Origin of the sequence: Methanococcus maripaludis (assembly GCF_013760955.1) — an archaeon.
GTDB classification, from domain to species: domain Archaea; phylum AGJL01; class Methanococci; order Methanococcales; family Methanococcaceae; genus Methanococcus; species Methanococcus maripaludis_A.
Genome location: NZ_JACDUL010000003.1, coordinates 95674 through 121405 on the forward strand (window position 1 = coordinate 95674; position 25732 = coordinate 121405).

23 protein-coding genes and 1 tRNA gene are annotated in these 25732 nt (G+C 29.0%); 15 read left to right on the forward strand and 9 right to left on the reverse strand.

Annotated elements, in window-relative coordinates; all coding sequences use genetic code 11:
- The first annotated feature begins 4 nt into the window (after positions 1 to 4).
- Positions 5 to 1249, forward strand: a complete 1245-nt coding sequence (locus tag HNP90_RS05800) for a glycosyltransferase (RefSeq protein ID WP_012067895.1) — start codon at positions 5 to 7, stop codon at positions 1247 to 1249.
- 176 nt (positions 1250 to 1425) lie between these two features.
- Here HNP90_RS05800 and HNP90_RS05805 read toward each other — a convergent pair whose 3' ends face one another.
- Positions 1426 to 2472: a glycosyltransferase family A protein gene (locus tag HNP90_RS05805; protein WP_012067894.1), complete on the reverse strand. Its 1047-nt coding sequence runs from the start codon at positions 2470 to 2472 to the stop codon at positions 1426 to 1428.
- A gap of 650 nt (positions 2473 to 3122) precedes the next feature.
- Between HNP90_RS05805 and HNP90_RS05810 the strand changes: the two genes are divergently transcribed.
- Positions 3123 to 5354: a DUF2206 domain-containing protein gene (locus tag HNP90_RS05810; protein ID WP_012067893.1), complete on the forward strand. Its 2232-nt coding sequence runs from the start codon at positions 3123 to 3125 to the stop codon at positions 5352 to 5354.
- A gap of 130 nt (positions 5355 to 5484) precedes the next feature.
- Entirely contained in the window at positions 5485 to 6657 is a 1173-nt protein-coding gene (locus HNP90_RS05815) for a polysaccharide pyruvyl transferase family protein (RefSeq protein ID WP_012067892.1), read from the forward strand.
- Between the two features lie 31 nt (positions 6658 to 6688).
- Here the strand turns inward: HNP90_RS05815 and HNP90_RS05820 are convergent, their stop codons facing one another.
- The 6 genes from HNP90_RS05820 to HNP90_RS05845 form a co-directional block, all read right to left on the reverse strand.
- Positions 6689 to 7930 (reverse strand): flippase, encoded by a 1242-nt coding sequence (locus HNP90_RS05820; RefSeq protein WP_012067891.1) that lies wholly within the window; start codon positions 7928 to 7930, stop codon positions 6689 to 6691.
- 90 nt (positions 7931 to 8020) lie between these two features.
- A complete protein-coding gene (locus HNP90_RS05825) occupies positions 8021 to 9424 on the reverse strand; it encodes a hypothetical protein (RefSeq protein ID WP_012067890.1) in 1404 nt (467 codons plus the stop codon).
- Positions 9425 to 9461: 37 nt separating this feature from the next.
- Complete coding sequence (locus HNP90_RS05830) at positions 9462 to 11468, reverse strand: TIGR04279 domain-containing protein (RefSeq protein WP_012067889.1); 2007 nt, start codon at positions 11466 to 11468, stop codon at positions 9462 to 9464.
- 84 nt (positions 11469 to 11552) lie between these two features.
- Positions 11553 to 12098 carry a DUF1616 domain-containing protein gene (locus HNP90_RS05835; RefSeq protein ID WP_012067888.1) on the reverse strand — a complete coding sequence of 182 codons (546 nt, stop codon included), beginning with the start codon at positions 12096 to 12098 and terminating at the stop codon, positions 11553 to 11555.
- A gap of 9 nt (positions 12099 to 12107) precedes the next feature.
- Entirely contained in the window at positions 12108 to 12347 is a 240-nt protein-coding gene (locus HNP90_RS05840) for a hypothetical protein (protein WP_012067887.1), read from the reverse strand.
- 12 nt (positions 12348 to 12359) lie between these two features.
- Complete coding sequence (locus tag HNP90_RS05845; RefSeq protein WP_258558943.1) at positions 12360 to 12986, reverse strand: hypothetical protein; 627 nt, start codon at positions 12984 to 12986, stop codon at positions 12360 to 12362.
- A 147-nt stretch (positions 12987 to 13133) separates the two neighbouring features.
- Here HNP90_RS05845 and HNP90_RS05850 point away from each other — a divergent pair, with 147 nt between their 5' ends.
- The 12 genes from HNP90_RS05850 (at position 13134) to HNP90_RS05905 (ending at position 25062) form a co-directional block, all read left to right on the forward strand.
- Positions 13134 to 14987 (forward strand): hypothetical protein, encoded by a 1854-nt coding sequence (locus HNP90_RS05850; protein WP_012067885.1) that lies wholly within the window; start codon positions 13134 to 13136, stop codon positions 14985 to 14987.
- Complete coding sequence (locus HNP90_RS05855) at positions 14987 to 15985, forward strand: DUF4350 domain-containing protein (protein ID WP_012067884.1); 999 nt, start codon at positions 14987 to 14989, stop codon at positions 15983 to 15985. The genes HNP90_RS05850 and HNP90_RS05855 overlap by 1 nt, the downstream gene beginning before the upstream one ends.
- Positions 15960 to 16889 carry an AAA family ATPase gene (locus tag HNP90_RS05860; protein ID WP_012067883.1) on the forward strand — a complete coding sequence of 310 codons (930 nt, stop codon included), beginning with the start codon at positions 15960 to 15962 and terminating at the stop codon, positions 16887 to 16889. Before HNP90_RS05855 ends, HNP90_RS05860 begins: the two co-directional genes overlap by 26 nt.
- Positions 16890 to 16902: 13 nt before the next feature.
- The gene (locus tag HNP90_RS05865) at positions 16903 to 18204 is read left to right on the forward strand and encodes a DUF58 domain-containing protein (RefSeq protein ID WP_012067882.1); all 1302 of its coding nucleotides are present in this window, start codon (positions 16903 to 16905) and stop codon (positions 18202 to 18204) included.
- Positions 18201 to 18752: a hypothetical protein gene (locus HNP90_RS05870; protein ID WP_012067881.1), complete on the forward strand. Its 552-nt coding sequence runs from the start codon at positions 18201 to 18203 to the stop codon at positions 18750 to 18752. The genes HNP90_RS05865 and HNP90_RS05870 overlap by 4 nt, the downstream gene beginning before the upstream one ends.
- Complete coding sequence (locus HNP90_RS05875; RefSeq protein ID WP_012067880.1) at positions 18749 to 20074, forward strand: UDP-glucose dehydrogenase family protein; 1326 nt, start codon at positions 18749 to 18751, stop codon at positions 20072 to 20074. Before HNP90_RS05870 ends, HNP90_RS05875 begins: the two co-directional genes overlap by 4 nt.
- A 33-nt stretch (positions 20075 to 20107) precedes the next feature.
- Positions 20108 to 20836: an acyl-CoA dehydratase activase gene (locus tag HNP90_RS05880; protein ID WP_012067879.1), complete on the forward strand. Its 729-nt coding sequence runs from the start codon at positions 20108 to 20110 to the stop codon at positions 20834 to 20836.
- A 132-nt stretch (positions 20837 to 20968) separates the two neighbouring features.
- The gene (locus HNP90_RS05885) at positions 20969 to 21562 is read left to right on the forward strand and encodes an acetate uptake transporter (protein ID WP_012067878.1); all 594 of its coding nucleotides are present in this window, start codon (positions 20969 to 20971) and stop codon (positions 21560 to 21562) included.
- Between the two features lie 89 nt (positions 21563 to 21651).
- Positions 21652 to 21933: a hypothetical protein gene (locus HNP90_RS05890; protein ID WP_012067877.1), complete on the forward strand. Its 282-nt coding sequence runs from the start codon at positions 21652 to 21654 to the stop codon at positions 21931 to 21933.
- Positions 21934 to 22200: 267 nt separating this feature from the next.
- Positions 22201 to 23322, forward strand: coding sequence for a double-cubane-cluster-containing anaerobic reductase (locus tag HNP90_RS05895; protein WP_012067876.1), 1122 nt, complete (start codon positions 22201 to 22203; stop codon positions 23320 to 23322).
- 134 nt (positions 23323 to 23456) lie between these two features.
- Complete coding sequence (locus HNP90_RS05900) at positions 23457 to 24338, forward strand: hypothetical protein (protein WP_012067875.1); 882 nt, start codon at positions 23457 to 23459, stop codon at positions 24336 to 24338.
- 52 nt (positions 24339 to 24390) lie between these two features.
- Positions 24391 to 25062: a diphthine--ammonia ligase gene (locus HNP90_RS05905; RefSeq protein WP_012067874.1), complete on the forward strand. Its 672-nt coding sequence runs from the start codon at positions 24391 to 24393 to the stop codon at positions 25060 to 25062.
- Here HNP90_RS05905 and HNP90_RS05910 read toward each other — a convergent pair whose 3' ends face one another.
- Positions 25063 to 25491 carry a flagellar protein FlaF gene (locus HNP90_RS05910; RefSeq protein WP_012067873.1) on the reverse strand — a complete coding sequence of 143 codons (429 nt, stop codon included), beginning with the start codon at positions 25489 to 25491 and terminating at the stop codon, positions 25063 to 25065.
- Positions 25492 to 25600: 109 nt separating this feature from the next.
- Positions 25601 to 25677, reverse strand: a tRNA-Val gene (locus tag HNP90_RS05915).
- Positions 25678 to 25732: the final 55 nt, after the last annotated feature.

Here is a 25732-nt window from a genome sequence, read left to right on the forward strand (position 1 = left end):
TTTTATGGATAAAGGCAGATTGAAAGTAAAAAATAATGTTTTAGTATTGGCATCCACATTTCCTAGATGGAAAAATGACGACGCTACACCACCGTTCGTATATGAAATATCTAAAAGACTTACAGATTCGGTCAATGTTCATGTATTGGCCCCCCATTCTAAAAATTCCAAAATAGAAGAAACTTTGGATGGAATGAATATCCATAGATTTAAATACTGGTTTGAAAATGAAAAAAATTTAGCAGATGGTGCAATATTATCTAACTTAAAGTCAAGTAAATTTTTTTGGGTACAGGTGCCTTTTTTTTTAATTTTTGAATTTTTTTCGATGGCAGAGGTAATAAAAAAATATAAAATAGATATAATTCACGCCCACTGGATTATCCCTTCAGGATTTTTAGCGGTTTTGTATAAAAAATTACTTAATAAAAATATTGTAGTGATCTCCACTTCTCATGGCAGTGACGTTAATGGCCTTAAAAAATTTAATTTTTTGAAAAAATGGATAATCAAAAATTGTAAAATAATTACTGCAGTAAGTAATGATTTAAAATACAAAATAAAAAACATAGCTAATGAAACTTGCCCCCCTATTCACGTAATTCCCATGGGGGTAGATACCGATTTATTCAATCTAGATACGTGCGATAAAGTAATAACCCAAAAGTATGGAATAACTGGAAAATTTTTACTTTTTGTAGGTAGATTGAGTGAAGAAAAAGGAATTACATACTTAATAGATGCAATGCCTCAAATTTTAAAGGAATTTTCAGATACAAAATTAGTAATCGTTGGTCAGGGCATTGAAGAAAAAAATTTAAAAAAACAAGCTTCTGATTTAGGACTATTGGATAAAAATATTATATTTGTGGGATCGATACCTCATTGTGACCTTCCAAAGTATTATGGCACTGCGGATGTATTTATTGGTCCGAGCATTATAGATTCAGATGGAAAAGTGGAAGGTTTTGGATTAGTTTTCGCAGAAGCGATAAGTAGTGGAATTATTACAATTGCTACAGACGTTGGAGGTATTGGTGACATAGTACTTGAAAATAAGACGGGATTTATAATTAAACAAAAAAAATCCGAAGAAATAAGTAGGAAAGTTTTAGACATATTTAAAAATTCTGAAAAAATACAAAAAAATCAAAAAAACGCCAGGAATTACATTGTAGAAAATTTCGATTGGAAAATTGTTTCAAAAAAATACAAAAAAATACTACATGATTCAATTTTAAGTAAGTGATATAATGAAAATAGGGATACTTTCAGATAGGCTAAACAGAATACCTAAGTCGAAACATGTATATAATTAATAAAGAAGTCCAAAAAGGTTTATTATCAAGAACATAAAATGTCAACTAAATGTGTATAATATATAATACAGAAACGCTAACCGCCTATATCCCATTAAATCTACGATTATATGCCTTTAGTCTTACCTCGTATACGGTCATAAAGATCCCAAAAAAAGCATATGCATTTCGGAGATATTAAATAAGCTAAAATTGCCAAACATTTGGATATTTTTCCATTTTTTAATGAAACAATTAATGAATTACATGCATAACCCCTTATATTTTTAACATATTTTTTTATTTCTTCGATTTGGATATATTCATTACGTTTTCCAGCATTGTAACAAAGAATTATAATAACATCCATAATCCTATCCGGTAAATAATATTTCTGAATTTCCTCTATTATTTTCATAGCTTTCTCATTATCAGGTTTATGGGTATATAAATATTCAATAATATTATTTAACACATTAAACAGCTCGAGTCGTCGGTAGTTACAAGAATTTGTTACTGAACTTTTTCTGATCACATAATGGTGTAATACTCGATTTATTGACGTGACATCCTCTGAAAAAACCAAATATTTCATTACAAACTCTTGATCCTCACCACATATATGTTTTGAATCAAAATAAACATTAAATTTATCAATTACTTCTTTTTTATAAATTGAAGAACAAATCCCAACAAATGTATTGTACGTTACAATATCCTCTAAGCAATCTAAACCGTCCACATAATTTCCAATTTTGTAATATTCATCATAAGTTTGGTAAATAGCCCCATTGGACGTTACCCTATCAAATTTAAAATAAATTAAATCAGGATTTTTTTCTAAAATAATTTTTGAAGATTCTTCGATAATATTGTGTTCAACATAATCGTCTGCATCTAAAAAATAAATATATGTTCCATTTGCTTCTTTAATACCCCGATTTCTAGCAACACTTACGCCTGCATTCTCCTGATTTATCAATTTAATATCCAGTTTTGAAGATTTTATAAAGTTTTCAATAACGTTTAATGTATTATCCTCTGAACCGTCATTTATTAGTATCACTTCAAAATTTTTATGAGTTTGATTTTCGAGGGACTGTAATGTGTTACATATATAATTTTCAACATTGTATGCAGGAATTATTATACTAATAGTGGTATTTTCATCCATCATATCCCTTCTTTTATCGGCAATATAAAAATTAAAAGTATAACGTAAAGTTAAGCCTTTGTTATAAACATATAATAAAATTATTCAACGACCTAAAATAGATACATATATAATTGTATGGCCGAATTATATATACATGGACTTTTAAAGCCATTTACCACTATAACACTATAAATATATATAACTAAAAATAATGTTTTAGTTGCACTCCAGGTAAAAATATCGTTATATATCCTAAAATATCGATAAAGTATAATATAGAGATATCGACAGACACTGTTGGAAGTGGATATATCATTATAAACAGATAATTACGCCGGCAGGTGGGCACATTAAAGAAAATTTAAGTTGTAATTGAAATTATTATGATTTTGAACAGTAACGGAACCGTATATAAAAGTTTTGAAAAAATAAATCTTAAAAGTTTAATAGCCATTGTTGTATTGTGTTTATAAACTATTTAGAAATGTCAATATTACAATGCCTTATGATTTATGAATGAACATATTTTGTATTATTAGTATACTACAAATATTTACTCTGAGATTAAACTCTTGCAATTGTAGTTTCTTCGATTGTTTAAATAAACTAACATAATAATACCAAAAAATTCTATGAAGTACTAAACTTATAAAACTAGTGTGAATTTAATGAAAATACTAAATCCATTTAAATTGCAAAATTGGGACTACAAAAAATTTTTAATTGTAATTCTGGGGATTCAACTTTCATTACTTGGTCTTTTCGGTATTGAAAAATTAGGAATTGAAACCCAAATCTTAAGAGCATTTGTTGGATGTATATACATCTTTGTTGTTCCAGGATATTTAATTTTAAGAATTCTAAAATTAAATAAAATAAATAGTTTAGAAAGTTTTCTATATTCTGTTGGATTAAGTGTATTTTTTGTAATGGTTGTAGGCTTTTTAATAAATGCCCTATTTCCAATTATGGGAATAACAAATAGGCCAATTTCCGAAATTCCCGTTATTTTATCAACTTCAGTATCATCACTTTTATTATTAATTTTATCTTATTTTGTAAATTCGAAAAGTAATGATGATGAATACATTGATCTAAAAGATATCTTGAATCCTCAAGTTTTGGGTTTAAGTTTAATCCCATTTATGGCAATATTCGGAACTTATTTAGTTAATAATTATTCCAATAATATTTTACTAATGGTTATGATAATGTTACTTTCAATTGTTATTTTAAATACTGGAGTTAGTACTTTTTTTCATAATAAATATTACCCATTTATACTATGGATAACCTCTATTTCATTGATACTTCATGTAATATTATTTACTGATTACCTCCCAGTTAATGACATTGTTAATGAATACATTGTAGCAAATACTACATTAAATTCTTCGATATGGGACATTAATAATAGAGGTGTTGCAAATTATGGTTCAGTTCTAAGTGTTTCATTATTTACGCCATTTTTGAGTATCATTTGTGGAATAGACTTAATGAACGCCTATAAAATAATAATCCCATTGGTAGAAAGTATTATTCCCTTAACAATATATTCAATATACTCCAAATATAGTTGCAAGAGATATTCTTTCTTAGCAGCATATCTTTTTTTAAGTGTTCAACCCTTTTTTATGCAAACAATTTTAATTCCTAAACAAAGTATTTCATTGTTATTTTTGAGTTTATTACTCAATATATCTGCCTCGAAAGTAAGTGAAAATAAAAAAGTAATATTGGTTAGCATATATATGATCTCATTAATCGTATCCCATTATGGGACCGCATATTTAGTAATGGTTATGCTAATTTTTGGAGTTTTTATATCCAAACTTCTCAAAAAAATATATTGTAAAGAGTTGATTAAGCAACATATAAATTGGGCATTGGTATCATTTTACGTATTAATATTAATTGGATGGTATATCTATATCGCAAATTCTGAAGTATTTAACTCCTTTGTTCGTATTGGAGGTAATGTTTGCAGGAATCTAATTTATAATTTTTTAAATCCAAATACTAGAGGGGCAGAATTATTAACTAAATCTTTGCCATTGGTAGGGACATTAATAAAATATTCGTATTTGGGTACCATTGGACTAATAACTATTGGTTATTTAAGAGAAATAGTCCTAAAAATTAGAAATAACTCAAAATACGACGTTGTTTACTTGGCTTTTTCGTCATACTGGTTTGTGATACTAGGAGCTTCTTTTGCAATACCTTCTTTTGCAGTAATGGGGCCTACCCGATTATTTTGTCTATCCTTAGTATTTTTAGCCCCTTTTGCGATTACCGGTAGCAATACCTTATTCAAAAATATTGGAAAAGTATTTCAAATTAAATATATCATTGAAAACTCGGTTAAATTTATAACCTCATTTTTGGTAATGATGATGTTGCTAAATACAGGATTTGTAAGTGAGGTTATAAAAGAACCTACTTTTTTTAAATATATTAATTATCAAACGGCAATGGAATATGGAACTATTGAAGATAAGGTGTCCTGTGTTCGGAGCATGATTTTCACCCAAAACATACTTAGCGGAAAGTGGTTATCTAAAAATAGAGATCCATCTAAAAATATAAGTAGACTGGATGTCGTACAAGGATCCCCTAGCTTGATACTCTATGGAAATATTGATAATAAAATATTAGATGAACCTGCCATTGTTCCAAATATCCCTAAAAATGTAACTAAGTATGTAAGAAATGTTATATTATCTTTTGATGATGTTTATATCCAATTAACATATGCAAATGTAGTATATGATTTAGGGTGGCTTAGCTACAATGAATTACATAAAATTCTTCCATTTAAAATTTCTGAAGTATCTGAGCCGTTGGATAATGATATTAAAATATATGACAACTCGGGCAGTCAAATTTTTATTTCTTGAAAAATTTGTTTTTAAAAGTCCCTACAAATAAATTTGAAATAGTTTAAGATTATTGTCCAAAATTAAAAACTTTCAATTTTACCAATTAACAATAATTATTATCAAAACATATACTCAAAGAGGCATATCTATGAAAAAAGTATCAATATTAACCTTGGTTGGGAGAAACTTTAATAATAATTATGGTGCAGTACTACAAGCTTATGCATTGCAGGAAACTATAAAAAAATTAAATTATAACACAGAAATTATAGATTTTAATCCAAAAGCTTCAAAAAATGAGATTTTGAAAAAGATATGTCAAAGGATTAATGAAGGTAATTTTTTAAATATGGTTTTGAGAATATCTTCCAAAAATATATCTTCCAAACTACATAAAAAACAAGAAATTTTAAGAAACAAGAAATTTGAAACATTTAGGTCGGAACAATTATATTTATCTAAAAAAACTTACAATAATGAAGAAGAATTAATTAATAATTATGAAACTTCAGACTATTACATCGTGGGATCAGACCAAGTGTGGAATCCTATTGCAGGCATTGAAAAAATTAAAGTTTATTTGTTTTCATTTGTAACTAACTCTAAAAAAATATCTTATGCAGCGAGCGTTTCAAAAAAAATTCCTGAAAATTACAAAAAAACATATTCAGATTTGCTCAAAGATTTTGATTATATATCCGTTAGAGAAATGGACGGTAAAGAACAGATTAAACAGTTGACGGATAAAAATATAGAAATTGTGCTTGACCCGACACTACTTCTTTCAAAAAATGAGTGGAACAGGATATCAAAAGAACCTAAAAACATTCCCACTTATAAATATATCTTTGTATATGATTTATATAGATCCAATGAAATATTATCCGGATTATGCAAATTTGCCAAGAAACGGGGTTTAAAAATTATAAATTATACTCCAAATAATATTTACAAAAAAATTAAATATACTCACGTCTCTGATTCATTTTATGAATATGGGCCTAGTGAATTTTTGTGGTATCTTAAAAATTCAGAGTATGTTGTAACTTCTTCATTTCACGGAACTGTTTTTTCATTGCTTTTTGAAAAAGAATTCTATGCAGTAACGCCCGATACAGGATATAAAGGTGGAAATGCATTTAACAGCAGATTAACTGATCTCCTTGATACCCTTGGTTTAAAAAATCGTATCTTAGACGACCCTTCCAAATTAAACATTGTAAATTTTGAGAAAGGTATCGACTGGGGAAAAATTGATGAAAAGTTGAATGTTGAAAAAGAAAAATCATTGAATTTCTTGAAAAATACTTTGAATTCGTAAAAATTAGGTGGAATCGCGGAACTGTTTTTACTTATATTCTCTTTTTAGAAAAATAATAATACAATCCATAAAGAAGAATTTCTGTAATAAATGTTGTTATTGCCGCCCCCTCTGCACCGTATTTTGGAATTGCAAATATATTTAGTAGTATATTCAAAACTGCAACAAATATTTGTATATTACTTCTTAATTTTTGACTTCCTGATGCCGTAAGAATTGCTCCAGTCAAATAACATATCGAATGTAAAAACAACACCCCCGACAAAATCATTAATATGATGTAACTATCAATATATTTTAAACCATATATCATTTTTAGAACAGTTTTTGGAAATCCAAATAATAATAAGGAAATACTGGTCATTAATATTAAAATCATATTTCTAAATTGGAATTTTATTTTTAATAGTTTTTTAAAGTCTCTTTCACAAAAATTTTGTGTCATTTTTGGTAAATAATAATTGTATAATGAAGCAGGAATTAAATATGCACCTGTTATTATTGTTGTAACAACTGCATACCTACCCACTTCTAAAGGAGTAGTCATTACTGAAAGCATTAATATATCGCTTTGCATGTATATATAAGACATTAATGCTGAAATAAAAAAATATTTTGAACTTGGGATAACAGACCTATTAAATGAAAATCCCTTTTTAACATTTTTTAAATTTATATTTTTACCAATAACTTCTTTTAAGGTTATTAAAACAACCATAATCAATGCCAACACAATAACATTGATTAAAAACACATTTAATCCATAACCGTAATGATAAAGGAGTATTAAAGGTAAAACTAATGTTAAAGACCTTAATATCTGTAGTAATGAAACATTGTTAAATAGATTTTTAGATTGTAATATTGTAGTAATCAGATTCATAAACCAGTCTAAAAACAGCTTTAAAAAAATCAATATTACTAAAGAATAAGTGATGTAGGGGTAAAGGTATGGATAAATTATAATCGTAACTACAAACCCAATTATACACAAAGCTAAAAATAAATATATCAATTCACCCGTAAGTTTCTCAATTTTATTATTGTTTTTAGAAAATTCAAATAATCCATATTCTATAAAACCGGGAGATAGGAATATGAAAACCAGTCCTAAAAAAGTAGTTACTGTTGTATAATTTCCAAAATCGTATTTTGTCAAATATCTTGCAAGTAATATTCCAGTTAGTCCTATTAAAAATTTAGACCCGATATTTGATACCATGTAAAAAATTAAATTTTTATCCAACTTTTTAAATTTAGTCTTTATAGCCATTGAAAAACCTTTTTTATAAACTTTCAAAAAACATGTCTCATAATCATTTATATTGTTGACGATTTTTAAATAAATTTAAAAAAGAAAAAATTAAATTCTATCGAATATTGCAGTTATGATTATTTTAAATGCGTTGAAAAATCCTTTTATTGTATCGATTATTGATTCGTTTTCTTCAACAACTTCAGTTTCCTTTATTGCATAATAACCCGATTTTGTAACGTTTAATGTTATTGTATCATCATTCAATACATATTTTGTATTTATCCATCCTTTTTTGGAATCGTAATAAATTAATTTCAAATTACCCGATAATTCAGAAACATCAATTTCTAAAGTTAAGGGAATACTGAATTCAGAATCTTCCGGATATATTACATATGCCATTGAAGTTTCAGGTATTTCCATCTCCTCAATTTTGATATCTCCTGCAGTACTAACTACTGTTCCATCATTTACGGTAAGCATTGCACTTCCGACGTTAAAGATCATCGTACCTGCTACAATATTGTTATCGTTTGAAAGATTCTCGTCTGACTTTTCAGTTTCGGAAGTTTCTTCGATATCTTCTAAATTATCTGAATTTTCAGTTACGTCTTCCAATTCTTTTGAATAAGTTAAATAAACAATTTTTGTATTTTTATTATCGTATTCATCTTCAGCAACGATTTTTAATTCATTTTTACCTTCAATTAAATACAATGATCCAGTAAAGTAGTTTCCATCCTGATTATACGTCTGCTCGTTGTCATTTAAGTATATTTTAAAATCATAATCTGAATCGTCCGTAACTGCAACATTAAAATCAACTGAATTTATACCATATTCTGATTTTGAAGGTGCCAAAACTTTTATTGTAGGGGGTGTTGTGTCTTCAGTTGTCGTAGTATTTGTAACTGGAGTAACTACTGGTGCAGGGGTCGACCCTTGAAGAGTTACCTCTTTTGAAACTCCGCCAATGGTTAAATAAATCGTTGTTCCTTCTTCTATTGCATCGGTACTGTAATGGTATTCAAAATTTCCATTTTCGTCAGCGGTAATTTTTGTCGATGCATAAACTTTTAAGGTAACAGGTTCTGCAGTATCCTTTATTTTTCCCAATATCTTTATATCATAAGTTCCTTCTGGAACATTTGATTTCGATACTGCCCCATTTCCAGATGAATCCCCCATAGTAGAAAGAGTAACCCAAAAGCCCATTTTAATACCCACATTTAATGTTTCCACATTTTTTGCAGTTATTTTAAAATTATTTGGAGGCTCTGGAATTTCTACTCCGTATAACTTAGAACTATAATATGAGTCACTGATTGTAGGATTTAATTCAAACCATGCACTGCAGGATATTTCCTCGTTTGGATTTGCCTGTCCTGTCAAAATTATTATGTCACCCACTTCGGGACTTTCAGGAGATATTTCAACATTAGAAACTGCATTTATTGAAGAAATTGTCATTAAAATCAGCGTAAAAAAGATAACTATTTTTTTAAACATTCATATCACCAAAAAGTAAAAAAAGAAAATGTATGAATTAAAGCACTGTAACTGTATTGTCTTCTTCAATCTGAGCCATTGCGACTATATTTTTGTCAGCAACGTCATATACAATACCTATGTAATAACAATCTTCAGCAGGTGCATTGAATCCCATTATCACAAGAGGGAGTGCTGACTCATTAACCGCATTAGAATATGCCATTCCTGCAGTAGTATCAGTAAATGCAGCATTTAATATGCCTTGTACTGATGATGCAGTTATTGAAACTAATTCTGAATCGTCAATTATTTTTGAGGTTCCACCATTTCCAACCAGTGAAACATCAAAGTTTTTGTCAGCTGTTGATGTGCCTACGATATTTAAGGTAAATGAGTAACCGTCTTTTGTAATTCCAATTACACCATATCTAATGTCACTGACTGGAGTGTCATTTAATTCCATCCATATTTCAGTATCATTGCCATCTGAATAAAACCATTCTTGAGTCATGTTTAATTCATATTTCAAATATTCAAATCCGCTGAATCCTAAAACGGTTGCAGTTGTTGTAATTGTACCATCACCAAGTGTTACAAGTACAATATTTTCTCCGTAACCTGCAGGAGATAAGGTAAAGGTTGCGTCACCACTAGCATCTGTTGTAGCGGTTGTTGTATCTGCATTGTTAAGCATTGTAATGAATGCATCTGCATTACCTTCTAAAAGGTCATTTATAGAATCCCTGAATGCCTGTCTATCAGAAATTACGTGTGCAGTAACTTGCTGGCTTGCCAGAGTAGTTGCACCGTAGAATGTTGCAGTTACATCGGAACCGTATGTAATGGCGCCGGTTTCTATAGGATAAGCCACAGCTAAACCACTTCCAGTTCCTTCATAGGTAATAGCTACACTTCCTGATGAACCGGTGTATGATTTTGCAGCCAAATTTGTATTTATTGTAACGTCTGGAAGAACTATATTTTCTTCACCAGTTATTTTTACATTATTTCCATCAGTTCCTGAAACAGAGAAATCTGCAAATTTAACTTTTTCTGTTCCGTCAATTGAAACTATTGTATATTTTTGAGCTGATGTTGTAGTTGTAGATGAACTTGATGATCCTCCACCAGTACTTGGGATGATATCTGATGAAGTTGTAGTTTTAGTTACACTTGTTCCATCAGGGGCAGATTCAGAAATAATGTCTGAAACAGCATCATTGTCACTTAAAACTGAAACTTCTTTAGTAATTGAAGCCACTGCTTCAACGATCTCAGTAATTGAATCTGAATCGCTACTTGTTAAAGAAACTACTGATCCAACATCTCCACTTGCAAAAGCAGATATTGCACTCATTAATGGATCATTTGATAATGTTGAAGAAACAATTGCAGCTGCTGCGTCTCCAATGCTCGGATTTAAGTTTGAAGCTACGGACAGTGCAGTTTTAATGATAGTTTCAGCAGCACCTGTTACCACGTTAGTTGTGTCTGCAGCATTAGATACCGCAGTTCTAAGGGTATCTGGAACTGAACTTCCCATTACTACAGCATTTGTAACTTTATGGCTATTCATAAATGCTGAAACTTTTTCATAGTTATCAGGTGAAAAGTATAATATTGGCGCACCGAAGTTTAGTGCTGCAGGAGTTATACCTTCATTAAAACCTTCTGCAAGAACAATATTATTCAAAGCTTCAGGGTTTTCCTGAACCATTCTTTCCAATAATGCTAATGAGGTTTCGACTCTAGTCTCACCAAATACTCGTTCAACATTTGAAACTTTTGCTTTTAACTGGCTTTCCACATCTGCGCTTATCGCATCAGGTCCACCAATCATTATTGCATTACTAGCAGATCCAATAGCTGCTATTGCTTCATCAGATAAACTACCTGAAGGCGTGTATACAAATTTGTATCCCATTTCTTTTGCATATTGTGCAGCTAAAATTGCATCTGCGGGGGTTGATGCAATAACAACTGTTTCACCACTTGCAGCAAAACCCATTGGAATTGCTGAAAGTAAAAGCAAAACGGGGATGAAAAAATTAATAATTTTCAATATAATCCCTCCTTTATTGTTATCTTACTAATCATGAATACAGTGTATAGATATAATCATTTTATACGCTTATATTATTTATATTTAAGTCCAGTTTGAAACATCAATGTTTAATTTTAAACTGAGTATCGTATTGTTCTTTGCATTTTGTAGTTTTTTTGAAATGTTATCATTTGAAACATTGTCTTTAAACAGGAAAAACCACATCTGATAGTTTCCAGATTCATCTATTGAAAAGCTGTAATTTTTTTCAAATTGGGCTTCCCAGTCACCTTCAACAATCAAGGGTTTTGGTTCAAGTGTAGCAATATAACTATCCAAAATTACTGCATTTTTAATATCAATCTCTGAAATATTGCTAGAATCAGACTTTATAATCCACGTTTCGCCATAATACGTAACATTTCTTCCTTCGTGGTTTACAATTCCAATTGTTAAATAACCAGTTTCTCCAGAATAAAGTTCAGTTGGGTAGTCGTATGCCATGCCACTTTTTCCAAGAATGTAGAATTCAGAAAAATATTCTGACTGTTTTGGATTTTTTATGATATATACAACGCCCATTATAGATACGATTAATACAATAAGTAAAAAACCGGTTAAAACCTTATTTAGAAGTTCTTTATCCATAAAATCAACCTATTTAATTATAGTATATACTTTATTCAATACAACTGTTGCAAAAATCCCTGCAAGGATGTAAATTATGATTTTTAAACTACCCTTGTTTTTCTTTGAAATGAAAAAATCCCCGATTTCAAGAAATATCAAAGTTCCGATCAGTAACAACGTTATATAAAGATCAAATGACGGAGAAAGAATAGCCGCTATAATTGTCCAAAGGGATATTGCAATAACCATTAAATTGATTTTTTTCATAATTTTCCCGACTTATTCACTTTTAAGTTCAACCAGCACAAATTCCAAATAATCTTCAAATTCAATAAATTCTTTGATAAAAATTGGAACGTCTTTTGATTTCGATATTGCTAAAAATATTGAAGAGATAACGGGTGATAAATAATATAATTTTCCAAAATTTGAAGTCTCTTCATTTTTATAAATTTTTACGGATATTTTTCCATTTTTTTCGTCAAAATCAAGTTCCTCGATTAAATCCATGGAACTTAGCGTAGATTGAATAAGTGAAAAAATACTGTTTAAATCCAAGTTCGAAATACTGCTACCAAAATTTTCTTCAAATTTTTTTAAAATGCCCGACCCGATTGGAGGGCTGATTAATACACCCATTTCCTTTGATGCATTCTGATTTGTTATAAAAATTAGATTTTCATCGAACGCAGATAAATTTAAGCTAAATTTTTCATTTGAAGGAATAAAAATCCCGCCATTTTCCAAATTTTCGTATGGGGGAACATATACTGGATTTCCATTTAACTTCAGATTTTCAAAAATTTTCTTCAAAAATTCAGTATTTGAAAATGTTAATGCCTCGTGAATTGAGTAATCCATTACTTTTGGAGGAATTAGCGTGTTTAAAATAATAAAAATAAACAATCCTGCAATACCCAAATTTATAAAAGCTATAATTGAGTTAGAGATACCATGATACAAAATGCCCATGCTCAATAAAAGCGTAAATAATCCTAAAATTGTGTTTTTCGAAATTATGATATTTTCACCCAAATTTACAAAGATGAAACTATGAATCCTTTTAAATCAAAAATACTGTTCATCATATTTATAATATCTTTTTTATCTTTTTCAACAGCGGTTGCTGAAAACATAAATCTGGAAAATTTAAACTCTGACGATACTTATGTTTACAATTACTTCGATGAATTTTTAGATAGTTACGAAAATACAATCAATAAAATGATTCAAAATAATATTACATATGCAAAAGATTCTGAATCCAAATTTAAACAAATCGCCAAACTTGATTTGGAAATTCAACTTCATGAAGAATATGGAATTAATACTTCTGCAAAATCTGCAATAGCTCCATTCTACAGCTTTTCAGAAAATTTAAACGAATTGAGTAAATTATGTCTTGAAATGAATAAAAATCTTGAATTAAATACTACAAATAGCAAATATTTTGCAAAAATAACCGGTTTAAAAATTTTAGATAAAATAGACGTTATGTATGATAATTTAGACGATATTTCAAATATTTCAGAACTTAAAAAAGACGATGAAATACTAGAATTTGATACAGATGCCGTAGAAAAAAGTTTAAAATATTTAGAACTTAAAATAACAAATAATGTTGAAAAAATTGGAAATATAACTCTTTCTTCAAATTTAACAATATTTGTTTCACCAGAAAATCCTATAATCTATGAAAATGTTTCAATTTATGGAACGGGTTTAAATGGAAAAGGAAAAATTATAATTAGTGGCCCTCAAAATAAAACCGAGAATATTGTTGTAACGAATAATTATTATTTTAAAAGCTATTCTTTTGAAAAAGCCGGAACTTACAATTTAAAATTAACCCAGTACGGTAAAGAATCGGAAACTATTGAAATAAATGTTTCAAAAATTCCTACTGAAATAGTTATGGGGGATAATTTCCAATTTCCAATTTTAAAAGAGAATAAACTTTCTGGAAAAGTAGTTGATATCTATGGAAATTTTGTAAATTCTGAAACTATTGATTTTGGAAATGAAACTTTAAACATAAAAAACGGCATTTTTGAAAAGATAATTTATTCAAACAGCGAAAGAATAGAAAATTATTCGCTGAAATTTTATGGAACTGAAGAATATCTACCCTCTGAAAAAAATATTTCATTAAATTTTTCAAAACGCATTTTAGATATCAAAATCAGCACTGAAATGGGAAAAATTAATTTAAACGATCCCTGTATTGTAACAGGAACTTTTGATGAAAGTGAAAATAATTTAAATTTGAATCTATGGGTAAACGGCGAAATAGTTGAGACTTTTGATTCAAAAAACACTTTTAAAAAAGAACTATTTTTTGAAAAATCTGGCATTTATGAAATTTACGTTACTTATGAAGGAAATGAATTTTACAGATTTTCAAAATCGAATATATTAACTGTAAATGTAGTTGATGAAACGGATTCACATCCAATAGGCGGTGCTTTCAAAAAAATTAAATTTAATTGGAAAATACTGTTATTAGCAGCTGTTTTGATAGTTTTTGCCAGTAAAATTCCAAATTTAATAAACAATATTAAAAATAAAACTATTAAAAAAGCCGTTGAATCTACTGAAAATACTATGGAAATCGCCAAAAATACTGAGATCCCAGAAAATCTTGAAAAACAGATGGTTTTAGAAAAAACCGTTATTTCTGAATATTCAAAATTATATTCCAAACTCATAAAAAAATATAATATAACGCATGAATTGACACCAAATGAGCTTTTGAAATTTATTAGGCAGCAGAATTTAAGTATATATTATGATTTAAAAAAGATTACAAATATCCACGAAAAAACAATTTATGGTAAAGAAGTTTTAGACGAAAATGCCATCAAAAATTTCTATAATCTCATAGAAAATGTTATGGAGAAGCTATAATGGAAAAATACATTAAATATTTATTACTTGCAGTTATTGGCACAGTATTTTTGTCCCTTCCAGCTGGAATTCCAATGATAAAATCATATAGCGAATACAGTAGTTTTAATACAGATTGGGATGGTTGCTCGAAATTTACCAAACACATTTATGATTCAGAAATTAGAATAACTCCAATATATTCTCCCTATGAAGATTATAAATTTGATAAAAATGGTATTTTGTTTATAATTGGCCCCGAAATTGGTTTTTCAGATTTTGAAATTGAAAAGATTGGAAATTTTGTTAAAGATGGAAATACCATTATAATTGCAGATGATTTTGGAACTTCAAACCTGATTCTTGAAAAATTAGATTTACCAAATAAATTTACTAAAAATAAGCTAAATGACATTTTTTACATTTCAAATGAAAATTTAATAGAATACAACGTTTCAGAATATTATGGTGGAGGAGTTGTAGTTACGAATATTCCGACATATACTGCTAAAGAAGGCGTTGTTACTACAAGTAATTTTTCAAAATCAGGTTCAAAAATAGGCTCCTTATCGCTAATTTCCGAAATAAATTATGGAAATGGAAAAATAATATTGATAGCGGATCCAGATATATTTACAAATGGATTATATGAATACAACCAGAATTTCCTCGAAAATTTCATTGCTAAATTAAATTCAAACCATATTTATATTGATGAAATACACCATAAAGACTTTGGATATGAAATAAATGTTTTATACATTCAAAAATCAGTTCCAAAAGAATTTACTCTAGTTTTAATGTTAATATTGATTAGTTTATTTCATATTAGTAATAAAAAGTTATTTAATGGTAAAACCAAAAAACTAATTTCAAAATTTGCGAAAAAAAGAAAGGAAAATGAAGAAGGAATATTGGAAGATATTTCAGAAAATCACGGCATTGATTTAAATGATTTAAAAAGAGTAATTAAAAATATAAAAGATGGTAACAATGGAAGGAAAAGAATTACTAAGTAAAATTGAAAAAGAAATGGAAAAATGTGTAGTTGGAAAAGAAGAAGTGATTAAACTTCTTTTAATTTCAATGCTTTCAAAGGGCCATGTATTATTAGAAGGAATTCCTGGATTAGCAAAAACCACAATTATTAAAAATTTTGCAAAAACGTTTGGCCTTTCTTTTTCAAGAATACAGTTGACTCCAGATACCATGCCCAGTGACATTATTGGTGTTTATTATTACAGCGAAAAAACAAAAGACTTTGCAATTAAAAAAGGGCCAATTTTTACAAACATCTTACTTGCCGATGAAATAAACCGGACGCCCCCAAAAACACAGTCTGCAGTGCTTGAATCAATGCAGGAAGGGCAAGCAACTATTGAAGGAACATCCATAAAACTTCCGGAACCATTTATATTGATGGCAACCATGAACCCACTGGAAGCCGAAGGAGTTTATTCCCTTCCAGAAGCCCAGATGGACAGGTTTATGTTTAAAATTAATTTAGAATATCCTAAAAAAGATGAAGAAATTACAATGTTAAAAAAGAAGTATGAAGGATCTTTTGAAACAGTTAATTCAGTTATTTCTCCAGAAGATTTAAATGAAGCTTTTAAAAAGATTTTTGAAATTAAAGTTAGCGATGAAATACTGGAATATATTTATGAAATTGTAAAATTAACCCGTACTGATGATAGATTGTTATACGGGGTTTCCCCAAGGGCGTCTGAACAGATATTATATGCATCCAGAGCTCTTGCTTATTTAAATGACAGAAAATACGTAATACCTGATGATGTTAAAGAAGTTTCAAAATATGTTCTTGTGCACAAAATTAAATTAAAAATCGACTATGAAATTGAAGGAATATTAAATAAAGACGTTGTTAAAGAAATACTCGATAAAGCAGTTGTTCTTAAATAAATGGGGATATTTAATGGAAAAACAGGATTTTTTAGCATATGTTTCAATTTTACTTTTTTTGGAAGGATATTTATTTGTAAACATACTTCCGACATTGTTTGGGGTTGCCATTTTATCATATCTTTTGATTTTAAAGCTTTCTTTTAATCCAGATTTTGAAATTGAGATGCAAACCTCCAGTTTAGAATTTGTCGAAAACGAAACTTTTGAAATAATATTAAAAATTAAAAATAATTCCAGATATCCATTAACTTTTAAAATTAAACCAAATAATGATAATTTTTCGTGGAAATTTAATAGCAATATCATTTCACCCAATGATACTGGAAAAATTTCCATATTTTTAAAAGCTAACTCAAAAGGAAGCTTTTTAATCGAAAATATATCACTAATAGTTTCTGACGTATTTGAAATTTTCGAAAAAACTTTTGATGTTGGAAATTCACTAAATATCAACGTTTATCCATCAAATGAAAGTATTGTTAAAGGAATCAGAACAAATAGAAATACAAAACTCGGTAAAGAAGCACTTTCAGCAAGTAAAACCGGGCAGAGAACATCTGAATTTGATCATCTGCGAGATTATAATATAGGCGACCAATTTAAACATATCGATTGGAAATCTTCATTAAAATCAGGGCGCTTAATTTCAAAAGAATTTTTAAAAGAAATTGAAGGAGAAATTAATGTTCTAGTCGATGTCAGTAGCAATTTTTTAAAGGATTTTAGTGGGGGTGCATTAAAGACTGATTATGTCAGTATTTTAACATTTCAAATTATCTTTTACATCATAAAAAATCATAACTCAGTAAACATTTTGTTTTTTGATGATTCGGGGCTTGTTGATATTAAAAATAACATTAAAACTAAAGAATCATTGAAAAAATGTATTAAAGATAAATTAATCCCTAAAAAAGGAACCCCCCCTACATCCAATTTAAATGGGAGATTTTTTGAAAAATCTGCGTTTTTTGAATTATTAAAACCTTTTTTAAAAAATTCTCCGGAAAAATGTTTGTCGCTCGTAAATCTTATAAATTCAAAGAGTACTGCAATTATCATAACGGATATTTCAAGATATAAGGAACTTATAATTCTAAATAATAAACTTAATAAAAAAAATTCAAAATTATACGTAGTTTCTCCAAATCCATTTTTATTTGGGCTTGATAAAATAACTGAAGAAGAAATTCCTAAGATTTATCAAAAGTACGTACAGAGGGAAAAAAATATATTAAAATTAAATAAAATATGTCCTACCGTAGATGTTAGTCCAAACGACCTAGCAGATCAGATAATTGGTGAATTTAAATGAAAAAAACTACAATAACGTCACTGATTGCAGCAATTGTTGGAGGAATATATTTTGAAACCTTTTTTCCAGCTTTATTAATAACATTTTATTTATTAGATAATAGATTTAAAAACAGTTTTTTATATTTTTTCTCGGCATACTTGTTTATATTTGGATATTTTTTCAATCCATTGGATTTTTCAATATTTTTAATCATATTCTTGATAATAATTCCGCATTTGCTCGTTTTATTTGATTTACTAATTGAAACAAAATATAAATCCGGTAAATTAGATATTTTTGTAATAATTTGTTTAATTTCGGGACTTTTTTATTATGAAATATATATATTTGGAATTGCATTGTTGTTAATTAAAAGATTTAATAATTATTTGAATAAAAAAATAGTAATAATATTAATTCCGATAATTATTTCTTTGTTAATTGCTATAAAATATACGGATATAGTAAATCAAAATCTTGTTTACAAAATATTGGTTTTAACTGGACTAGGGGCAGTATTATATTCAATATATTCGTTTTTAAATGAAAATCAGGAGATACAATGAAAATATCAGTTATAGGCACAGGCTACGTTGGTTTAATTCAGTCAGTTGGACTTTCGAAATTGGGTTTTGAAGTTACCGGAATTGATATCGATGAAAGAAAAGTAAAAAAATTAAATAGTGGTATTAGTACACTCTACGAGGATAATCTAGAAGAAGAACTAAAAAAATTCATTAATGAAAATTTAAAATTTACTTCTTCTTACGAGCCCATTTCTAATTCAGACGTTATTTTTTTATGTGTTGGGACCCCCCAAGATGATTTTGGAAATGCGGATCTAAAATTTTTATATTCTGCAGTTGAGTCGATAAAAAAATATATCGATAATAAACCAAAAACTGTGGTGATTAAATCAACAGTTCCCGTTGGAACCTGTAGAAAAATACAAGAGATTTTAAAAGATTATCCTGTTGAAGTTGTTTCCAACCCAGAATTCTTAAGAGAGGGCATTGCCTTCAAGGATTTTTTTGAACCCGAAAGAATTGTTTTAGGTTTTGAAAATCCTGAAAATAACAGGTCTATTAATTTATTAAAAAAAGTTTATGGCCATTTTGAAAAAAACAATGTACCGTTTGTAATTTCTTCATGGGAAACTTCAGAATTAATAAAATACGCTTCAAACGCATTTTTAGCTGCCAAAATATCATTTATTAATGAAATTTCAAAATTATCTGATAAAGTGGGTGCAGATATCAAAACAATTAGTGAAGCTATGGGAATGGATGAAAGAATCGGCGCAAAATTTTTAAATGCCGGAATTGGATATGGCGGTTCATGCTTTCCAAAAGATGTAAAAGCGCTTGCAAAACAGTTCGAAAGTTTTGAAATTGAATCAAAAATAATAACTTCAACTGAAAATGTAAATCAAGCTCAAACTACCTGGTTTTTTGAAAATAAAATCAAAAAATATTATGGAAATGTTTCTGGAAAAACTTTTGCAGTACTTGGATTAGCATTTAAACCAAATACTGACGATTTAAGAGAAAGTAAAGCCATTGAATTGATAAATATTCTTTTAAAAAATGGTGCGATTGTCAAAGGTTTTGACTACATTGAAAAAGCTAGGGAAAATACATTAAATAAATATATACTTTCCGATTCTAAAAGTATTGGTTATAGCTTACATATCCTTGACCATTTAGAAGATGCAGTATTTGAGACAGACGGAATTGTAATTGCTACCGAGTATGATTTCAATATTGAAAACTGGATGAAAATAAAAGAATTAGTTAAGGAACCGGTAATTTTTGACGGTAAAAATGTATTGGATTCTAAAAAATTAAAAAGTTTGGGCTATACCTATTTTGGTGTTGGAAGAAATTAATTTTAGATTAGATTCTAAATATTTGGTGTAAAAATGATTTTAAGTATAGACATAGGTTCAACCACAACCAAATTCGTATTAATGAAAGATAACAAAATAATAGACTATAATATAAAAGATTTGGGAGTTGTAGTTGAAGAAAGCGATGTTTTAAAAATGGTTGAAGAATTTAAAAATGGACGAGAAATCAAAAAAACTGTTGCAACAGGTTATGGAAGACATAAAATTTCTTTTGCTGACAAAGTGGTTCCAGAAGTAATTGCCCTTGGAAAAGGTGCCAACTACTTTTTTAAAGATGCTGATGGATTAGTCGATATTGGGGGGCAGGACAGCAAAGTTTTAAAAATAAAAGAAGGACAGGTTATCGATTTTATCCTTTCTGACAAATGCGCTGCGGGAACTGGAAAATTTTTGGAAAAGTGTATTGATATTTTAAATTTAGATAAAGAATTAAATGAATATTCTTCAGAAAGCTGTGCAAAAATATCTTCGATGTGTGCGGTTTTCGCGGAAAGCGAAATAATTTCCCTCCTTTCTAAAAAAATTCCAAAAGAAGAAATCATAATGGGAATTTACGACAGTATTTCAAATAGAATCGTTCCAATGGTTAAACGAATGAAACTTGAAAAAATTGTATTTAGCGGAGGGGTTGCTAAAAATAAAATTTTGATTGGAGTACTTGAAAGACACCTTGGAAAAACATTATTGATCCCCGAAGAACCTCAAATCGTCTGCGCTGTTGGAGCTTGCCTGATGGCTTGAGGAAATTATCATTTATCTTTAAAAACTTTTTTTATAATATCGTTTTTAAATGCAATTTTAGAATTTTTAAGATACCACATGCATATATACTAGAATTTATAATGATTAATCATGATAAATCGAGGTAAAACCATGCAAGAAAAATACACAATAATAACAGATACAAGTGCAAATCCTGCCCCGCTTGGACTCATGGGTTTTGGAATGACTACCGTGCTGTTAAACTTACACAATATCGGCTTATTTGATATTGGCTCAATGATTCTTGCAATGGGTATATTTTATGGGGGACTATCTCAGGTAATTGTAGGAATAATGGAATGGAAAAAAGGAAATACATTTGGAACATTAGCATTTACTTCTTACGGGTTATTCTGGCTCAGTCTTGTCGGAATTTTGGCCTTACCGAAATTAGGGCTTGTAAATCCTCCAGAACCTATCGAAATGGCATTTTATTTAGGTTTATGGGGCTTATTCACATTAGGAATGTTTTTTGGAACATTTAAAACCAATAGGGCCCTTCAATTTGTATTCGGAACCCTTACACTATTATTCTTATTACTTGCAGTAGGAGACATTACTGGAAATTTAACCGTAACTCGTGTTGCTGGAATAATAGGAATAATCTGTGGATCCTCTGCAATTTATACAGGATTTGCAGAAGTTTTAAATGAAATCTATAAAAAAACAGTATTTCCAGTATTTCCAACATCCAAAAAACATTAAATTCCATTCTCTTTTTTTGATTTAAATTAACTATATATAGACGATTTTGAAAAAATTAATATTGTACACTTACGTAAGGGGGATATTATATGAGTGGGGAATTTTTTCTGATATTAGTCATAAGTCAGCTTGTTCTATGGATTTTTGCATCCAAACTTAGAGTTGGAAAATCCATTTCATTTATTTTTGGATCTATTCTGGTAATAACTGCGATTTACAGGATATTATTTATTGATCCTGATTTAGAATTGGTTTATTCAGCAACCAATTTTGGGATTATTAAAAATGGAATTATTAATTGTAGTTTATCTCCAAAAGAATTTTTACTTGTTGCAGTCCTACCTTGGATTGGAATATTATACAATTCATAAACTCCAAAAATAAAAGATTTTATTAAATTTTAAATTTTTAACTCTTTTTTTAAGGATTATTAGATTATTTCTTTCATTTTTAATTTCAAACTCTTGGAAAAATAAATTATTTATTTTTAATTTTTCTAATTTTATTTTTATCATTAATAAACTTAATACATACGTTTATATTTTATAAATAAAACCTTATAGATAAAGTAAATCGAAAATAAATAATATAATATTAGTAAATCTAATAACTAACCCTCAATTAAAAATGGTGAAATGATGGAAGAACTACAAGGCATAAAAAAAATTAACGAAGCCTTTGCAAATAGAAAAAATGAATTGTACGCTCAAAAAGATGAAGGAAAAAAAGTATTTGGACTGTTTTGTACATTTGTTCCGACAGAATTAATTTTAGCAGCTAACGCAATTCCCGTAGGGCTTTGTGGTGGAAAAGAAGCTACAATACCTTCTGCAGAAGAAATTTTACCGAGAAATATCTGCCCATTAATAAAATCATCGTTTGGATTTAAGAAAGAAAAATCCTGTCCATACTTTGAAGCTTCTGACGTCGTTCTTGGAGAAACTACGTGTGATGGAAAGAAAAAAATGTTTGAACATATGAGCGAAATGGTAAAACTCCATGTAATGCAGTTACCACACTTTAATGACGATAGATCTGCAAAAATGTGGCTTGAAGAAGTAAATGACTTAAAAAAATTAATTGAAGAAGAAACTGGAAATGAAATAACTGAAGAAAAATTAAAAGAAGCTATCGATAAGGTAAACAATATACGAAAGCTCTTTTACAGAATTTACGAATTAAGAGCAAATAATCCATCCCCGATAAACGGAAAAGATTCCCTAAAACTATTCCAACTTTCATATCTTTTAGATATAAATACGATGGAATCGCTTCTTAAAGAACTCGTTGAAGAACTCGAAGAAAGAGTTAAAAAAGGAGAAGGATATTCTGGAAAAAGAATTTTAATTGCAGGTTGCCCGATGGTTGCAGGTAACACAAAAATCCCCGAAATTATTGAAGATTCAGGTGCAGTAGTTGTTGGGGAAGAAAGCTGTACTGGAACAAGGCAGTTTGAAAATTACGTTGAAGGCTACACCATTGAAGCTCTCTCTGACAGGTACTTTAAAATCCCTTGTGCATGCAAATTCAATAACGAAGAAAGAATTGAAAGACTCAAAGAACTTGTAAAAGAACAAAACGCTGATGGTGTTGTATATTACACACTACAATATTGTCACACATTCAATGTTGAAGGTGCTTTAATTGAAAAAGAACTCAAAAAGGCAGGCATTCCCGTCATTAGGGTAGAAACAGATTACTCTGAAAGTGATAAGGAACATTTAAAAACAAGACTTGAAGCATTTGTTGAAATGATTTAATTCATATAAATATTTACTTTTTTTAATATTCAAAAAATCTTTTTATTTTTTTGAAGTCCACTTAATAATAATTCAAAACTTTAAAATAATTTAAATTCAATATCTTAATTGTAAATTTTAAAAGGGGATAGTTTATGACTAAAAAGCTAGTTATTGGTGTTTTTTGCCTGATATCTATTCTGTTACTATGCGGATGTGCAGAAACCGATAGTGGTGATCAAACACTTGATGAAGTTGATTCAAATAGTGAAGATGTTGTTTCAGGAGGTGCAGAGTATATTGGTACATTTTATGCTGCACAAACGGATGACTCATTGAAATTCACATTAATTTTTAATGATGCCGAAAATAAATTGGTAACTGCAACCGGTACTGCAAAATTAACAATATATGACGACTTTGATAACAAACTCTTTGAAAAAGAATATGTTGTTGATCCTTCAAAAGCAGGATCTAACAGCAAATACACGCTTGTAGTTTCTTTAGATGACCTTGAAAAAGGAATGACTGAATCAGGATATGCTGAAGTAGTATTTACTTCGAAAGAAGGTAAAGTAATAACTAAAATTGCAAAATCTATTCAAATCCCGTACTATAGTGAAGAAGAAATTGCAAATATTGCTGAAAAAGAATATTTGGAAAATGCCGTTGAAAGCGGGGATACTTACGAACTTGATGATGTGGAAATAACTGTTTTAAGAAGCGGTTTTTACACGATCTATGGTGAAGAATCTGAAAAGATATTCCGTGTAGACATTAAAATTGAAAATAACTATGGGCAGCCAAAAGATTTCGCGCCTTCGGAAATTATCGTGTATGACCAATCCGAAAATAAATACAGACATGTTTCAGGAGGTTCTCTCGATGAAATTTCTGAGATACCTTCACTTGATACCGTAGAGGGATACTGGTTCTTCGAAGATGTTCCTGAAAGTATGGAAGATCCAAGACTATTCTTTAAAAATGGAAGAGATAGTAATGGAAACTGGTTAGTCTATGATTTTACTCTCGAATAATTATTTAAACTATTTTTTACTTTTTTATTTTAAAAAATTTTAAGTGAAATTTATGAAAATTGCATCGCTTTATTCTGGTGGAAAAGATTCTGCCTATGCACTGTTTTGGGCACTAAATCAGGGCTGGGATGTTAGGTATCTGGTAAATGTGGCTTCGAAAAATAAAGAAAGCTATATGTTTCACATTCCAAATGTTGAATTAACAGACCTCGTTTCAGAAAGTACTGGAATTGAAATGGTAAAAGTAATTACTAAAGGAGAAAAAGAAAAAGAAATCCTCGATCTTCAAAAAAACCTTGAAAAATTAGATATTGATGGAATTGTAAGTGGCGCCCTTGCAAGTGAATATCAAAGAGCAAGAATTGACCATATTTGTGAAGAAATTGGAATAAAATCGTTTGCACCGCTTTGGCATAAAGATCAGGAATTAATTTTAAGAGATACTTCAAAATTCTTTGATTTTAGAATGGTTAGTGTTGCAGCTTACGGGCTTGATAAAAAATGGCTTGGTAAAAGAATTGATGAAACAAACATTGAAGAATTGTTAAAAATAATGGAAAAATATCAAATTAACAAAGCTTTTGAAGGCGGGGAAGCAGAAACTTTTGTATTTGATGCCCCATTCTTTGAAAAAAAAATAGAAGTTTTAGATTATGAAATCATATGGGATGGAGTTAGTGGAAGTTACAATGTAAAAGATGCTGAGCTTGTATCAAAAAAATAATTAACTAACGTCAATTATTTTTGTAAATGTCGTTCCAAATTCCCCTGAAACGACCACTCTTTTATCATCGATTGTACTTGAATTATAAATCGTTTCAATATAAACTTGCGTTCTTGAAAGGGGTTCCATATACGTTGTTTCAATAACAGGGTTATTTATCACATCCCCTTCGAAAATAACAGTCCATTTCGAAGAATCTTCAAAAATGTTTCCATTATTAATTACTGTAAGGTTTACAATTCCAGAATCGATTCCCTCGTACTGAATCGTAAAGTTTTCCTTTGATTTTTGTAGCAAGTAATAAGCATGATCGTCATTTGCACTTAAAATATTATTTAAATTTGAATCAACGGTTCCATAAATTACCGTTATTGAAATTAACAAAATTATTGAGAGGAATGAAACCCCATAAATTTCTGAAAAACCCATGTTTTCACTATTTTAAGTTTGATATTAAAAAAAGGTTTTTCAATGTTTAAATAGAGTTTGTGTATATGTATGTATTTAAATTTATAAATATTATTTTCCAAAATAAAAATGGTGAGTCCGGGGAGATTCGAACTCCCGATCACCGCCGTGTCAGGGCGGTATCATAGCCAACTAGACCACGAACTCACTTAATCACTATAAAAAGATAAATTATTTAGTATTTATATTTTTCTATTATTCA

Excerpts from the sequence above, each read along its gene's own strand:
- HNP90_RS05800 (WP_012067895.1), top strand. The coding sequence starts at position 5 with ATGGATAAAGGCAGATTGAAAGTAAAAAATAATGTTTTAGTATTGGCA.
- HNP90_RS05805 (WP_012067894.1), bottom strand. The coding sequence starts at position 2,472 with ATGGATGAAAATACCACTATTAGTATAATAATTCCTGCATACAATGTT.
- HNP90_RS05810 (WP_012067893.1), top strand. The coding sequence starts at position 3,123 with ATGAAAATACTAAATCCATTTAAATTGCAAAATTGGGACTACAAAAAA.
- HNP90_RS05815 (WP_012067892.1), top strand. The coding sequence starts at position 5,485 with ATGAAAAAAGTATCAATATTAACCTTGGTTGGGAGAAACTTTAATAAT.
- HNP90_RS05820 (WP_012067891.1), bottom strand. The coding sequence starts at position 7,930 with ATGGCTATAAAGACTAAATTTAAAAAGTTGGATAAAAATTTAATTTTT.
- HNP90_RS05825 (WP_012067890.1), bottom strand. The coding sequence starts at position 9,424 with ATGTTTAAAAAAATAGTTATCTTTTTTACGCTGATTTTAATGACAATT.
- HNP90_RS05835 (WP_012067888.1), bottom strand. The coding sequence starts at position 12,098 with ATGGATAAAGAACTTCTAAATAAGGTTTTAACCGGTTTTTTACTTATT.
- HNP90_RS05840 (WP_012067887.1), bottom strand. The coding sequence starts at position 12,347 with ATGAAAAAAATCAATTTAATGGTTATTGCAATATCCCTTTGGACAATT.
- HNP90_RS05850 (WP_012067885.1), top strand. The coding sequence starts at position 13,134 with ATGAATCCTTTTAAATCAAAAATACTGTTCATCATATTTATAATATCT.
- HNP90_RS05855 (WP_012067884.1), top strand. The coding sequence starts at position 14,987 with ATGGAAAAATACATTAAATATTTATTACTTGCAGTTATTGGCACAGTA.
- HNP90_RS05860 (WP_012067883.1), top strand. The coding sequence starts at position 15,960 with ATGGAAGGAAAAGAATTACTAAGTAAAATTGAAAAAGAAATGGAAAAA.
- HNP90_RS05865 (WP_012067882.1), top strand. The coding sequence starts at position 16,903 with ATGGAAAAACAGGATTTTTTAGCATATGTTTCAATTTTACTTTTTTTG.
- HNP90_RS05870 (WP_012067881.1), top strand. The coding sequence starts at position 18,201 with ATGAAAAAAACTACAATAACGTCACTGATTGCAGCAATTGTTGGAGGA.
- HNP90_RS05875 (WP_012067880.1), top strand. The coding sequence starts at position 18,749 with ATGAAAATATCAGTTATAGGCACAGGCTACGTTGGTTTAATTCAGTCA.
- HNP90_RS05880 (WP_012067879.1), top strand. The coding sequence starts at position 20,108 with ATGATTTTAAGTATAGACATAGGTTCAACCACAACCAAATTCGTATTA.
- HNP90_RS05885 (WP_012067878.1), top strand. The coding sequence starts at position 20,969 with ATGCAAGAAAAATACACAATAATAACAGATACAAGTGCAAATCCTGCC.
- HNP90_RS05890 (WP_012067877.1), top strand. The coding sequence starts at position 21,652 with ATGAGTGGGGAATTTTTTCTGATATTAGTCATAAGTCAGCTTGTTCTA.
- HNP90_RS05895 (WP_012067876.1), top strand. The coding sequence starts at position 22,201 with ATGGAAGAACTACAAGGCATAAAAAAAATTAACGAAGCCTTTGCAAAT.
- HNP90_RS05900 (WP_012067875.1), top strand. The coding sequence starts at position 23,457 with ATGACTAAAAAGCTAGTTATTGGTGTTTTTTGCCTGATATCTATTCTG.
- HNP90_RS05905 (WP_012067874.1), top strand. The coding sequence starts at position 24,391 with ATGAAAATTGCATCGCTTTATTCTGGTGGAAAAGATTCTGCCTATGCA.
- HNP90_RS05910 (WP_012067873.1), bottom strand. The coding sequence starts at position 25,491 with ATGGGTTTTTCAGAAATTTATGGGGTTTCATTCCTCTCAATAATTTTG.